Source organism: Thalassotalea sediminis (assembly GCF_030295915.1).
Classification (GTDB): Bacteria; Pseudomonadota; Gammaproteobacteria; order Enterobacterales; family Alteromonadaceae; genus Thalassotalea_C; species Thalassotalea_C sediminis.
Window position 1 is genome coordinate 1,521,714 of sequence record NZ_AP027361.1, and the last position, 13,608, is coordinate 1,535,321.

13 protein-coding genes are annotated in these 13,608 nt (G+C 36.8%); 3 read left to right on the forward strand and 10 right to left on the reverse strand.

The window, feature by feature from the left end:
* Window positions 1-41: 41 nt before the first annotated feature.
* The 5 genes from QUE09_RS06850 to QUE09_RS06870 all read right to left on the reverse strand — a co-directional run bounded on the left by QUE09_RS06850 (window position 42) and on the right by QUE09_RS06870 (window position 5,229).
* Complete coding sequence (locus tag QUE09_RS06850; protein WP_286235456.1) at window positions 42-1,181, reverse strand: hypothetical protein; 1,140 nt, start codon at window positions 1,179-1,181, stop codon at window positions 42-44.
* A 767-nt stretch (window positions 1,182-1,948) separates the two neighbouring features.
* Window positions 1,949-2,929, reverse strand: coding sequence for an acrylyl-CoA reductase (NADPH) (gene acuI / locus QUE09_RS06855; RefSeq protein ID WP_286235457.1), 981 nt, complete (start codon window positions 2,927-2,929; stop codon window positions 1,949-1,951).
* A 48-nt stretch (window positions 2,930-2,977) separates the two neighbouring features.
* Entirely contained in the window at window positions 2,978-3,610 is a 633-nt protein-coding gene (gene acuR / locus QUE09_RS06860; RefSeq protein WP_286235458.1) for an acrylate utilization transcriptional regulator AcuR, read from the reverse strand.
* A gap of 300 nt (window positions 3,611-3,910) precedes the next feature.
* Window positions 3,911-4,210 (reverse strand): DUF3301 domain-containing protein, encoded by a 300-nt coding sequence (locus tag QUE09_RS06865; RefSeq protein ID WP_286235459.1) that lies wholly within the window; start codon window positions 4,208-4,210, stop codon window positions 3,911-3,913.
* Between the two features lie 8 nt (window positions 4,211-4,218).
* Window positions 4,219-5,229: a DUF3549 family protein gene (locus tag QUE09_RS06870; RefSeq protein WP_286235460.1), complete on the reverse strand. Its 1,011-nt coding sequence runs from the start codon at window positions 5,227-5,229 to the stop codon at window positions 4,219-4,221.
* Between the two features lie 60 nt (window positions 5,230-5,289).
* Here QUE09_RS06870 and truC point away from each other — a divergent pair, with 60 nt between their 5' ends.
* Window positions 5,290-6,054 (forward strand): tRNA pseudouridine(65) synthase TruC, encoded by a 765-nt coding sequence (gene truC, locus QUE09_RS06875; protein ID WP_286235461.1) that lies wholly within the window; start codon window positions 5,290-5,292, stop codon window positions 6,052-6,054.
* A gap of 10 nt (window positions 6,055-6,064) precedes the next feature.
* Here the strand turns inward: truC and QUE09_RS06880 are convergent, their stop codons facing one another.
* From QUE09_RS06880 to map, 4 genes are all read right to left on the reverse strand, one after another.
* Window positions 6,065-6,406, reverse strand: a complete 342-nt coding sequence (locus QUE09_RS06880) for a hypothetical protein (RefSeq protein WP_286235462.1) — start codon at window positions 6,404-6,406, stop codon at window positions 6,065-6,067.
* Window positions 6,407-6,662: 256 nt separating this feature from the next.
* The gene (dapD, locus tag QUE09_RS06885) at window positions 6,663-7,493 is read right to left on the reverse strand and encodes a 2,3,4,5-tetrahydropyridine-2,6-dicarboxylate N-succinyltransferase (RefSeq protein WP_286235463.1); all 831 of its coding nucleotides are present in this window, start codon (window positions 7,491-7,493) and stop codon (window positions 6,663-6,665) included.
* A 24-nt stretch (window positions 7,494-7,517) separates the two neighbouring features.
* The gene (gene glnD, locus QUE09_RS06890) at window positions 7,518-10,142 is read right to left on the reverse strand and encodes a [protein-PII] uridylyltransferase (protein WP_286235464.1); all 2,625 of its coding nucleotides are present in this window, start codon (window positions 10,140-10,142) and stop codon (window positions 7,518-7,520) included.
* A gap of 32 nt (window positions 10,143-10,174) precedes the next feature.
* Window positions 10,175-10,963 (reverse strand): type I methionyl aminopeptidase, encoded by a 789-nt coding sequence (gene map, locus QUE09_RS06895; protein WP_286235465.1) that lies wholly within the window; start codon window positions 10,961-10,963, stop codon window positions 10,175-10,177.
* 195 nt (window positions 10,964-11,158) lie between these two features.
* Here map and QUE09_RS06900 point away from each other — a divergent pair, with 195 nt between their 5' ends.
* Entirely contained in the window at window positions 11,159-12,196 is a 1,038-nt protein-coding gene (locus tag QUE09_RS06900; RefSeq protein ID WP_286235466.1) for a GGDEF domain-containing protein, read from the forward strand.
* Window positions 12,197-12,373: 177 nt separating this feature from the next.
* Complete coding sequence (locus tag QUE09_RS06905) at window positions 12,374-13,015, forward strand: LiaF domain-containing protein (protein ID WP_286235467.1); 642 nt, start codon at window positions 12,374-12,376, stop codon at window positions 13,013-13,015.
* Window positions 13,016-13,050: 35 nt separating this feature from the next.
* Here QUE09_RS06905 and dsbB read toward each other — a convergent pair whose 3' ends face one another.
* Window positions 13,051-13,569 (reverse strand): disulfide bond formation protein DsbB, encoded by a 519-nt coding sequence (dsbB, locus tag QUE09_RS06910; protein WP_286235468.1) that lies wholly within the window; start codon window positions 13,567-13,569, stop codon window positions 13,051-13,053.
* Window positions 13,570-13,608: the final 39 nt, after the last annotated feature.

A 13,608-nucleotide genomic window follows, 5' to 3' on the forward strand; every position in this document is an offset into this window, starting at 1 on the left:
TATTCGGGAAGAACAGCTACATATCTAATCAGCGTTACTATTTAACTTGAAGGCAGAAGTTTCGCATAGTGTTTATTTTTGCCTATAAGTGCTTGTGTTCCTTTCAATGAAAAATCATAACCGCAGAGCTTAAAACTGCCACGATACACGATATTATTTAATATCTCAGCACTATCTAGCGGTGTAAAGGCAGCGATATACGTATCTTGATTTTCTACATTTACCTGCATGACTCTATAAGATTTATCATTATTGAATACTAATAACTCACAGCTTTTGTCACCTTGAACGGTCGTGATATCCCATACTTTGTTCTCGTTAGTGATGTCAGCCTGCCAACTAATAAAAATACCATCATAGATGCTTAAACTTAATGTAAAATCGTCAGGCATTGTTAATGGATGTAACCGTTCTAAATTCGGTTTATTGAGGGCTTTTGCGTGATCATTTTCATTAGACTGTGTGATATCAATTGGCTTATCAGTGGTCAGTAGGCTTGTTATTACAATACCAGTAATAACAATTGCGATGACGGCAGCCAAAGTATACTTGCTGTTATGTCCTAATAGCTTTGCTCTAATATGTTCACCAAGATCGCTTGTTGAGGAAGTACTACTATATTGATGGGCAAACTGTTGTTGTTGATGATGATTAGTTAACAATTCATCGTCACTTAACAAGGGTTGTTCAGACGGACCAAGGTTTGGCTCTACACGCGTTTTTGTTTGGTGTATTTCTTTATTTACAAATTGAGATAAGTCAATTGGGCCTGAATAGCCCAAAATATATTGATGGCGTCGCTTATTGCCTTTACTAGGGTAGGTTAATAGTAAAGACGCTAGAAACAAGGGTAGTAAAATTAGCCAATATAGGGCAATAACATCAACAAAAACCATGAGTAAAGCAGATAGTAAAAAGCTTAATGCGGGTACATAAAGCCAAGGACCATGCAACTGAGCATCAGCTAACCTTCTTTTACTTGCAAAGAAAATAACCACAGTAACAAATAATGCGATAAGCAATTTAATGCTCATAAATTGATGAAACATTGCAGAGAATAATAAATAAAATAGGTGGCTTACCAATATAATTACGCTGTAGCGTAATCTATTGTCGATACCCTGCTGACAGAAAAGAGATAAAAATAAAGGCACAAACACTCCGCGTGAAAAGATAGTCATTGAAAATCTACCGCAAGGGTAATCATTTTTAAATCGATTGTCAGTGAAATTCTTATGGTTCGTACGAGAAATGACATACTTTGGTTGTTATGTGAACAACTCGGTTTTAAATGTACGTTTTGTTTAACGTTACATATTTTAGCCTTTATTATGTAAGACATTTCTTACAGGTACGTCAGATTTCTTGGTAAAAGTTGTAAGTGTTATATTTAGATTTTCTTATAAGTATATGAATTAAAATGTAAATTATGTCTTTTCAGTTGTGTTGGAATTAAGTGCTGTTGAATTATTTTATAAATGACGCTTTTACAAGGAGTCGGCTTTGCTAGAATTAATCATGTCAGGACGACATAGCGAAAGGGAACTTCTTGTTAAGGATGATGTAAAACTAATCGATTAAGGATAGATCGACGTTGATGTAACTCAGATTGGCAAGGATAGCAAACGGATGATAAACATAGGATGTTTAACCAAATAATAGTAGCAGGATGCTAGTAGGGATATTAATTCAACAGGACGTTGATGAATGGAAACGATATTATTTGTACGAGGGAACGTTTGTAAAAGGGAATGGAGGCCCTGTCAGGATGACACTGAGTAAAGATTTAGATATTGGACGTATCTGATCTTAGGAAAAGCGACGAAAGTCGCTTTTCCTTTTTCTAGTTTTTAAGAAACCCTAAGGTGTATTGTAGTAGTTTATATACTGATAAAAGTATGTCTAATGCATCTTAATATTCGTTATAAATATCATAAATAAGTGGCTGTTAGTTTAAGTCTACAACTACGCGTCCTCTGATATTTCCAGCGATCAAATCTTCTGCCGCTGTTACGACTTCTGACAAGTCTATTGTACGAGAAACTTCATCTATTACTTGAGTGTCTATAACTTCTGCTAGTCTTTTCCAAGCTTCAACTCTATCTTCTAGGGGTCTCATAACACTATCAATACCTACTAATGTAACACCGCGAAGAATAAACGGGGCGACGGTACCAGGTAAATCCATGCCTTGCGCCAAACCACATGCTGCAACAATGCCGCCATATTTAGTACTTGCGCAGGCATTAACTAATGTGTGGCTTCCTATGGAATCTATTACACCAGCCCATCGTTCTTTTGCTAATGGTTTACCAGGTTTTGATAAAGTATTACGATCAATAATGTCTTTTGCTCCGAGGCTTTTTAAGTATTCTGCCTGCTCCACTCGTCCTGTTGAAGCGACAACTGTATAACCAAGTTTAGACAAAATCGCGATAGAAAAGCTACCAACTCCGCCGTTTGCGCCAGTAACGAGCACCTCACCACTATTTGGCGTAACACCATGTTTTTCTAATGCTATAACACATAACATAGCTGTGTAGCCTGCGGTGCCTATAGCCATTGCTTGTGGTGGTGTAAAAGCACTTGGCAGCTCAATTAACCAATCGCTATTAAGTCTTGCTTTTTGTGCTAGACCACCAGTGTGCATTTCGCCAACACCATAGCCATTGAGTAGAACTTTGTCTCCAACAGAAAATTTGCTAGAACTGCTCGTTTCTATCGTACCTACTAAGTCTATCCCAGGGATCATGGGAAATGATCTTACAACTGGCGCTTTACCGGTTATTGCTAGCGCATCCTTATAATTAATTGTGCTGTGAGATACTTTTACCGTCACATCGCCATCAGACAGTAGGCTGTCGTCTAGTTGCTTAATACTTGACCTATAACCTTGATCATCTTTTTCAATTAAAATACCTTGAAACATAACATACCTCCAAATATAGACTGGTCGTCTATTAATAAGTAAATTTTTTTAACGTGGTAAACCCGAGATAAAATTATCTAGGTAAACATCTAATGGTCTTGTAGATTGCTCTAGCTTTGCTCTACTAACTGCACCTTCCCAACCCGTCCAAAAGTATTCAGCTAAATTTTGACAATTAACAGTAGTAGCTATTTCTCCACTTTCTTGTGCTTGTTTAAGGCACGTTGCCATCCTTTTCTGCCAATCTATAAATATTTCAATTAACCGTTGTCTATAGCTCGTGGGTAAAAGATCGACTTCTTGTCCTAAGTTGCCAACTAAGCATCCTCTTTTGAATTGGTGTTTTGTCATGCCGTGTTTTGCATCTTCAACAAAATTATTGATTCTATGTAGTGGCGAATAATCTGTATCTAGAAGGTAACGCTCAAGCTTTGTTTCAAAATAGCGTGCGTAACTGTCGATAACAGCGTGACCAAATGCTTCTTTGCTCGAGAAATAAAAGTAAAATGAGCCTTTAGGTACACCTACTTTTTTCAATATTTTATCTATACCCGATGATGCAAAACCGCTTTCTGTTAATTGTTCTAGACCGCTACGAATTAAATCTGCTTTAGTATCCCTGTTTTCTCGGGAAGCTTTTGGTGGTCTACCTCTTCGAGGTTTATTATTTACTAGTGTCATAAAACAAATATAGACCGATCGTCTATAAAGTGCAAGAGGCGTCGATAAAAAGATATAAATTTAAATATATTTTAATGAAATACTCCACATCCTTAGGTACTAAAAGGATGTGAAACGCATGTGTAGTAGGCGTCTTCGGTATCATCAAGCTTGTGATAACTTTTGCCTTAGCTTTTTTGTTTATAGTTTTTGAGGTAAGTAGGTAGTATTTCGACCTATTATAAGGACTTTTAACCCTCGATAAGATGTTACTTACACGTATGCATTAGAGAGGTATAACAAACTTCCATGTATCTGATTTTAAATACGGTAGGCTGGGGTGTGTATCTGTTCCAGTTTTAAGTTCGCCATTGTTAATGCGCCAGAATAAGCTGATTCTCCATCACCGCTGAATTCAAAATCGAAGACACATTGCCAATGTGGGCCATACCTTTTAGAAAATGCTAATTTAGTAGATCGTCTTGCAATTGAAATTAATTGTAGTCCTTCTTGCTTACAGTGGCGATCAACATGTTTTTTAGCTGTTTCAGCAACTTTTCGTTGAAAAATAAAAAACCAAAAAACTAGAAAAATCAACAGTATAATATAAAAGTCACCCATAATAATCCTTAGTTAAATAGCGTACCAATTGCTTGCGCTAAATTGTTACTGCGGTCTGAATCTCGCATACACTGGAATAGATGAGGGCGAATTGTTGGGATCGCAACTAAATCTTTAAATATTGCCGCAAAGAGTTGTGCATCTACTGCAACTAAGGTCTCTAAGAACGTTAAGCAGAGCTCTTTATTTGCAAGGACCTGCCAACACCTGCCTGCGATGATAATCAGTAATTCACTATTTGTTGATTGTTTGGAAATCATTTTCTCGATTACTGATAGCGCATAAGGGTGTTCTGCGTTTGACGCGAGAGCTCTGAGAAGGATTTGTTTTTCGCTATTTTCTTCGGCATTGTTTAAACGGTTAACTATCGTTTGAATTACCTCTGCCGATAGGGCAATATTTTCTAACGCACTGCATAGAGGCTGTAATACTTCAATGGGTAATTCAGGTATAGCTTCTATTAATAATGATTGGTGACCATCGTTCTCGTGTCGAACGGCGAAATCGCTAATACCTTGGGCACCTAACGTATGCCATTGCGACCACTGTTGTTTGGTAAAATAAGTGACAACACTCTGATAGTACTTACTTGCTGGTTGTTTTAACTCTAAAGTAAGCAAACTGTTTAACATAGCTAGCTTATATTGACTAGGTGTAAAAATATATGGATTATTCTTGAGCAACTCTTCTTGTTTCTCTGTTGGGTTAACAGATAAATCGGTACCTAATGCTTCAACAATTATTGCAATAAAGTGATTTCGAGCACCTTGATTCAGTAGACCCCGTTCATCGAGTGGTATTTTAATAAACCACAAATAAGGCGTAGTCGACTGTTTTTGCCAAAAACATACGGCAAAGTGTGCATGTCCTTGAATTGGGGTAGGGTGCGGCAACTGATTATGTTCGAGTTTTTCAAAGGTTTCTTTACTAAGTTTCTCAACACGTCGGCCTAAGTCGTAAATACGGTATTGGCAATTAGATAATGCCAGCAGTTCAGTAATAGTAGCTATGGTATTCATATGAAAATTAATTCTCGAAACATGCGCGCATTATAGAGATAATATGGCATAAACTAAACCATGGGGTGGATATTTTTGTCAGCTATTATTACTGAAAAGCCAGAGTTAAACATTTTATATCATGATCAATACTTTGTTGCGATTGATAAACCCTCGGGCTTATTTGTTCATCGTAGTTTTCTAGATAAAGATGAAAAATATTTTGCACTGCAGTTGATACGGGATCAAATAGGCCAATATGTGTATCCAGTTCATCGTTTAGATAAACCAACTTCTGGTGTATTACTGTTTGCGCTTAACGAAAATATTGCTAGAGCAATGAATCAAGTCTTTAAAGACAAAAAAATTCAAAAAACTTATTTTGCGATAAGCAGAGGACATCTCTTAGGAGAAGGTTGTATTGATTATCCGATTAAAATAAAGCTTGATAAAATTGGTGATAAATATGCTAGTAAAGAACAAGAAGCAAAGGAGGCTATTACTGCGTATAAGTCAATTGCTACCGCAACGTTACCTTTCGCAGTTGGTAAGTATCCTACGGTGCGTTATTCATTGTTAAAGCTACTACCTGAAACAGGAAGAAGGCATCAAATTAGACGACATCTTGCTCATTTACGACATCCCATTATTGGCGACGTAAATTATGGAGACAATAAACAAAACCCTTTTTTCTTTCAGCATTTTGCTTTGAAACGCTTAATGCTTCACGCTTATTCCTTGTCTTTTCAACACCCAGTAACAGAAGAGCAGATCACTATAGAAGCTAAGTTTGATCAACAATGGTTAGCGATATTTAATCAGTTAGGTTGGTCTGATTTCCTGTGATTCGATTTACTTATTCAGGTCCACTTATACGAGCTGCATTGATATCTTTGGCGATCAACGTTTGGTAATAATTTGGCATTAACGACTGACTGCTTTCTGCTGAGTTTCCGATCACAGAAATAGGTCTAACAAAGGCTGGTGTTTTTAACGTGTGTTGCATTTGTTCTTGATAATTAGCAAACGCTAACATAATTTTTTGATCTTCAGTAACGGGACGATCCAGTAATGACATCATTAGCATATGATCTGACACAATCGCTCGCTTTTCGGTATAACTGACCTGTTTACTCGTGCTACTGCAAGCACTACATAAAGTCATTAATATAAGTGAAACCCATTTAAACACAGTCATAATTTTTGCCTTCTTTGAAACTCTTTAGGCATATCGCAAGGGGTGTGCCAATAGTCAATGAATGCATTAGTATGTGATTTTTTTGTTCGCAACTAATTAAAAAATATAGAAATTAAAACACTTACTTTTTTGTGTGCTGTGATTTTTTAGCGCTATTTTTTTAAAGGATGTGAGTTGATTTTATGAGTGTCAAAAAAATAACGCCTATGTCCATGGAGGACGATAGGCGCTCTTTTTTATCATGATAGTGAATTAATTATTCATCGCTAACCGAACGAAGTAATGCATTAATGCCAACTTTAGCGCGTGTTTTAGCATCAACTTTTTTCACAATAATTGCAGCATATAAACTATAAGTTCCACACTTAGAAGGTAAGTTGCCTGGAACAACAACAGAACCTGCTGGTACTCGTCCATAATGAACTTCACCTGTTTCACGGTCATAAATACGCGTACTTTGTCCAATATAAACGCCCATAGAAATTACAGCGCCTTCTTCAACAACGACACCTTCAACTATTTCTGAGCGTGCGCCAATAAAACAGTTATCTTCGATAATTGTCGGTCCGGCTTGTAATGGCTCTAATACCCCGCCAATACCAACACCGCCAGATAAATGTACATTCTTGCCAATTTGTGCACATGAGCCGACAGTCGCCCAGGTATCTACCATTGTACCTTCATCAACAAATGCACCAATATTGATATAGCTCGGCATTACAACAACGTTTTTACCAACATAACTACCGGTTCTTACTGTTGCAGGTGGCACAATGCGTACGCCTTCTTTAGCAAATTTTTCTTCAGTGTAGTCAGTATATTTTAATGGCACTTTATCAAAAAACTTACTTTCTGCACCATCTATGATTTCGTTATCCCATATGCGAAATGATAACAGTACGGCTTTTTTCAGCCATTGGTGTACCACCCATTCACCTGCAACTTTCTCTGCTACGCGAGCAGAACCATTGTTCAATGACTCTAAGGTATCTAATACGGCATTTTTTATTTCAGTAGAAACATTTGACGGTGTAATATCCATCCTATTATCAAATGCTTGTTCGATAATTGTTTGTAATTCTGACATGATTTTTCCTAATTTCGTGTAAATCTAACTATCTAATTCTTCTTTAAGTTTGGCGGTTAACTGCGTCTTATCTGCCTCAGTTAATGCTTTATTTTCAGCATTTGATACAATAAATACATCTTCTGCTTTTTCACCAAAAGTGGTGATTTTTGCTGAGTGAATATTCAATTTACATAACTGAAATACGTTAGCAAAGTCCGCCAATAACCCGGGTTTATCGAGCGCGACAATTTCTAATAATGTACTTCTTTGGGTCGGTGTTTCTACAAAACTAACTTGCGTTGGTACTCTAAACTGTTCTAATCGCTTCGTACGAGGTTTTGGAGTAAATTCAAAGCTACCCTGACTTAATACTTCTGTCAGTGATTGACCTAATTCTATGGCACGATAGCTGTCATCTATGGCATTACCTTGATGGTCAAGAATTACAAATGTGTTTGCTGTATAGCCACCCTTAGTTGTGATTATTTTTGCATCATGAATAGAAAAACCTTTGACGCTTAGTAATGCGACGATAGTGGCAAAGATATTGGCCTTATCTTTCGCATAAACGAATACTTCTGTGCCACCGCGATAAGGTGTCGGACTAATTAATACCAAGGGTTTTTCTTGGTCATGTTTTAGAATATGCGCGCAATGCCAAGATATTTGAGCAGGTGCATATCGTAAAAAATAATCGGCTTTAAACTGACGCCAAAGGCTTTTTATTTCTTGTTCACTAAATTGTTGTGCAAGCAATAATTGCGTCGCGCCTTGTTGGTTTTCTCTTATCTTTTCTCGTAAATCTACTGGTTTTTCTAGACCACGTCTAAAGGCTCTTTTTGTCGAGTTATAAAGTTCTTTAAGTAAGTTCTCTTTCCAACTATTCCATAAACTTTCATTGGTCGCTCGCATATCTGCGACAGTTAAACAATAAAGATAATCTAAGTGTGCTTCGTCACGAACGATACTTGCAAAGTTTTTTATAACTTCAGGATCTGAAATATCACGTCTCTGTGCCGTTACAGACATCAATAAATGTTGTTTTACTAACCATGCAATCATTCGCCCATCATGTTTGTTTAATTGATGGTCATGACTAAACTGTAGTGCGTCAACAGCCCCTAATTCAGCGTGATCACCACCTCTTCCTTTGGCAATGTCGTGAAAAATACCCGCTAAAAATAACACTTCTGGTTTTCTAATACGTTGCACTATTTGACTGCATAAAGGGAACTCTTGCGAATACTCTTTTTGCGTGAAACGGTACAAATTTTTAAGTAAACGATAACTATGTTCGTCGACAGAATATGCATGAAATAAATCGAATTGCATTTGTCCGGCAATATTACGCCAGGCGGGTAAATAGGCACTTAAAATGGAATGACGGTGCATTAAAGAAAAAGGCAATCCAAGCCCACGTGGGTGCCTAATAATTTCGAGAAAAATTTCTCGACACCGCGCATAATCCATAAGTCCTGAAACCAAACGGCGACGAGCGTTACGCATTAACCGTAAAGTTTCTGAGTGTAGGTCAACTATTTCGTCGTGCTTGGCGATCAGTAAAAACATTTCCATGATATTGACTGAACGCATGAAAATTTGTTTATTGGTTGCTTTAATGTAACCGTCTAGAATGACGAAATCATCATTAAGTATTATTTCTTTATTATGTTTCTTGTCGCGTAAAATGGAATAGTCAAAATGCTGAAGTAACATTTTGTTGAGTTCTGAAACGCGTCCTATGATTCGGTAGAAACGCTTCATCATGCGTTCAACAGCAACTTTACCTTGATCACCAAACCCCATTAATTTGGCTACGTCAGCCTGATGATCAAATAACAGTCGATTTTCGCTTCTATTGGCAATAAAGTGTAATGCACAACGCATACGCCAAAGGTAAATTTGGCATTCTAATAACTCGTTATATTCATTATGAGTCAAGTATTCATGCTCAACCAGTTCAGCCAAAGAGTCGGCATTAAAGTGTCGTTTAGCAACCCAACCAATAGTTTGAATGTCTCTTAAGCCACCTGGGTTTGCTTTTAGGTTTGGCTCTAAGTTATAAGAAGCACCATTATATTGTTTGTGTCTTGCTAACTGTTCTTCCCGCTTGGCCACAAAAAACTTTTTAGCAGTCCAAAACACATCTTCATTTAGCAGCGGCTGCAAGTGTTCTGTAAGGGCCGTATTGCCGCACACTTGTCTCATTTCCATTAAGTTTGTTGCAACGGTTACATCGTTAACTGCTTGCTTTAAACATTCTTTAATACTGCGAACACTGTGACCTATATCGAGTTTAATATCCCATAGTTGTGTGATGAAGGCGGATATTTTGTTCTCTACATCTTGTTCTATATTCTCTTGCGTAAGCAATAAAATATCTACATCAGAAAAAGGGTGTAATTCACCTCTACCGTAGCCACCTACGGCTAGTAGACTAATTTGATATTCGTCAAGTTGATGTTGCGACCATAGTTTAGTGAGGATCTTATCGACAAAATGAGCGCGTGCATTTAGAACTTTGCTGACATCATCACTGACAAACTGTTCTTTTTGCCAAACGCAAAATTTTTCATTTAGTTGACAAATCTCTTTAGTTTCAATGTTTGGTGCGCTAATACAAAGCTGATCAGTAAAACATTGAGGAACTATATTATCGTGAAGCAAAATCGCGCTCTCTTATAAGTGTTAGAAAAAGACTAGTTGTGTAATATTCTTGGTAAGTTTTCTTCCGCTCTTAATGTCAGAATTTCACAGCCAGTTTTAGTTACAACTATTGTATGTTCCCATTGAGCAGATTTTTTGCCATCAATGGTATAAACAGTCCAATTGTCTTCTTTATCTAAAACAGTGTTCGCGCGGCCAAGGTTTATCATCGGCTCGATGGTAAAGCACATACCTTCTTGCATCTTCGTTTTATCATTATTTTTATAATGAACGATCTGAGGCTCTTCATGAAACTCCTTACCAATGCCATGACCACAATACTCTTTCACAATTGAATAGCGACCTGATTTCTTAATGAATTTTTGAATCGCTGCGCCAATTTCACCGAATGTATTGCCTGGTTTTACTTTCTTTAAACCAACATATAAAGCTTCTTGGGTAATGCGGCAGAGGCGGTTGTCTTCTGGCGTCACATCACCAACTAAGAACATTTTACTGGTATCGCCATGGTAACCATCTTTAATAACGGTGATATCAATATTAATTATATCGCCATTTAATAAAGGTTCATCATTAGGGATCCCGTGACAAACCACGTGATTTACTGATGTACAAATAGATTTTGGAAAACCGTGATAATTAAGAGGAGCAGAAATTGCTTCTTGCACTTTTTCTGTGTACTCAGCACATAAATTATTCAGCTCGTTGGTTGTAACCCCCGCTTTAACGTGAGGCTCAATCATTTCTAATACATCTGATGCAAGCTTTCCAGCAATGCGCATCTTTTCTATTTCTTCCTGACTTTTAATATTTATGGTCATTAAAATCTCAATATCGGCAAAATTAAAGTTTTCACATAATAACCTTTAAGATTTTACATGGAATTTTTTCACATTCCTATGTCGAGTAACTCGATATCAACTTTTTTTTTTAAATTTTGGAGCGCTAACAGCAATTCTACATTTTTATGTCTATTATTATTCTGTGTGATGTTGAGGAAATGTAACAATAAATCAATGAATAACGAAATATTAGACTCTATTGTTGAATTGACGAATAGTACTGACTCTGATCAATTTAGTTACAGTATTCTAGCTACTTTAGCGCAACTTGTGCCAAACGCTTCAATTGCTCTATTTCAATATTCGACCACACTTTATGAACATGAAAAGCAAGTTATTACGTTGAAAACAAATGTATTGAATGATGGCAAAACAGATTTTACCTGGGGGGAAAACGTTGATAAAGCAACGTTAACATGTGTTAGAGAGCATGCAAGTATGCAAAAAGAGCCTATACAGTACCGGTGCAAACATAATCGGCATCATTTATTTGTGCCAATATTTATTAATCAAAAACTTGCTTATGTCATCGATGTTTCGATATTAAGTAACATTGCATTATATAGAGATACGATAGTTGCGATATCCAAAGTCTGTCAGAATTTTTATGCTATTTTAGCCTGCAGTGAAACGGATACACTCACAGGTTTAAACAACCGTAGAACATATGATAATCGATTAAGTTTGATGCTTGAGGAACAGCATAAATCCCATAAAAACAACATGCAAAATAATAGAGGGGTGCGTCAGATAAACGAGCATCAGCAAAGTTGGTTAGCTGTAGTTGATATAGACTTTTTCAAACGTGTAAATGATAAGTATGGCCATATTTATGGCGATGAAGTGTTACTGGTTTTAGCACAATTAATGAATGAATGTTTTCGTGGTAATGATCTGCTATTTCGATTTGGCGGCGAAGAGTTTGTTATTATCTTTGAACCTATTTCAAAACAAGGTGCTGAAAGTATTTTGGAAAAATTTCGATTGAACGTTGCTAGTCATGAGTTCCCGATGGTTGGTAGTATTTCGATAAGTTGTGGTTATGCGCAAATATCAAAGCATGATCATCCTAAATCTGTTTTCGATCGTGCTGATAAAGCGCTTTATTACGCGAAAGAGCATGGGCGTAATCAAATACAAAATTATGAGCATTTGGTTGAAATAGGTGAAATTAGCAATTTTGTTGAAGAAGGGGACATCGACTTATTTTAACGTTTCGTTAAACGTGAACGTTGGTTAATTAAACGATAAATTTGTCTATTAGACAAAATAACGTCAATTTAACGATACATTTTAAACGTTAATTTGTTAACTGTATGTTTTATAAATGAATGTTTTTTGGTGTATATTTTGCTTTAATTAAGAAAAATAAAGAAATAGGAAGTTCATATGCCCGTTAAAATAGAAGACAGACCCATTGATGCCGTTCGTGATGAAGTTATTGACCAACTAATTATGAACTATAGCCATGGAAAACTCTCCTTTGAGGCGTTTGAAAGAAGGCTAGATACGGCTATGAATAGCCAGGATAATACTGAAATAGCAGCACTAGCTGATGATTTGGATCTTGAAGTTGATAAAGATTATGTAAGCAATAAACAACGTGACTTCGTTCCACAATTTGCACCACATGAAGGTGACGATACCGATTATATGGTGAACATCTTTGGTGGTAGTGATAGAAGCGGACGTTGGTCGGTTGCAAAAGAAATACGTACGGTTAGTGTGTTTGGTGGTAGTAATATTGATTTTAGTGATGCTGTGTTTTCTCAACAGCGTACGACCTTGAAAGTTTTTTGTTTATTTGGTGGTGAAAATATTTACGTGCCTGAAAATGTAAATGTTGTTTCTAAAGCGTTCTGCATCTTTGGTGGGGTTTCAAATAAAGCACCATCACTTGCTCACATTAATTCTCCAACCATTGTTATTGAAGGTCTCGTTGTTTTCGGTGGCGTTGACATTAAGCTTAAAAGAACAATAAAGGAAAAGTTTGTTGCATTTGCTGATAGCATGAAGAATATGTTCAATTAAAAAAGAGGCCATATATTTATATGGCCTCTTTTTATTTAAAACATTTTAGTTTGTTTTAATCGGCTTAATAAAATAGCGGCAAAAGCTGCGGTGTATATGCTGAAAATTACTACCATCCATTGAGGCATGCTATGTCCTAGAAATTGCCAGTCAATATCATTACAACTACCATCGGCTTTAAATAGCGTTGGTATCCATTCGTGCAGTGGTGCCCAGGTTGGAAAATTAGGTACAAATTCGCAACCAAATAAAAACGACATAGTAGCATTTTGCATTTCTACGTGTTCCATTGCGATTAATAAGCCCCAAATGGCGCCTGTGGCCCATAGCCCATAGGCGATTATTCGGCCAAATACAGAAGAGCATCCGAAGTACCCGATTACGCCTGCTAATACTATTGACCACATAGCTGTGCGTTGGTAAATACACATGACACAAGGCTTTAAACCCATCATATATTGAAAATACAAAGCAGAAAACTCTAGTGCTAGTGCCGTTATAAATAGCAATAGCCAAGCGTTTTTATTCGTAGTTAAATGACTCAAAAAATTCACAAAAATTCCTTATTCTTTTTTACGTTAGATTACCTAGAA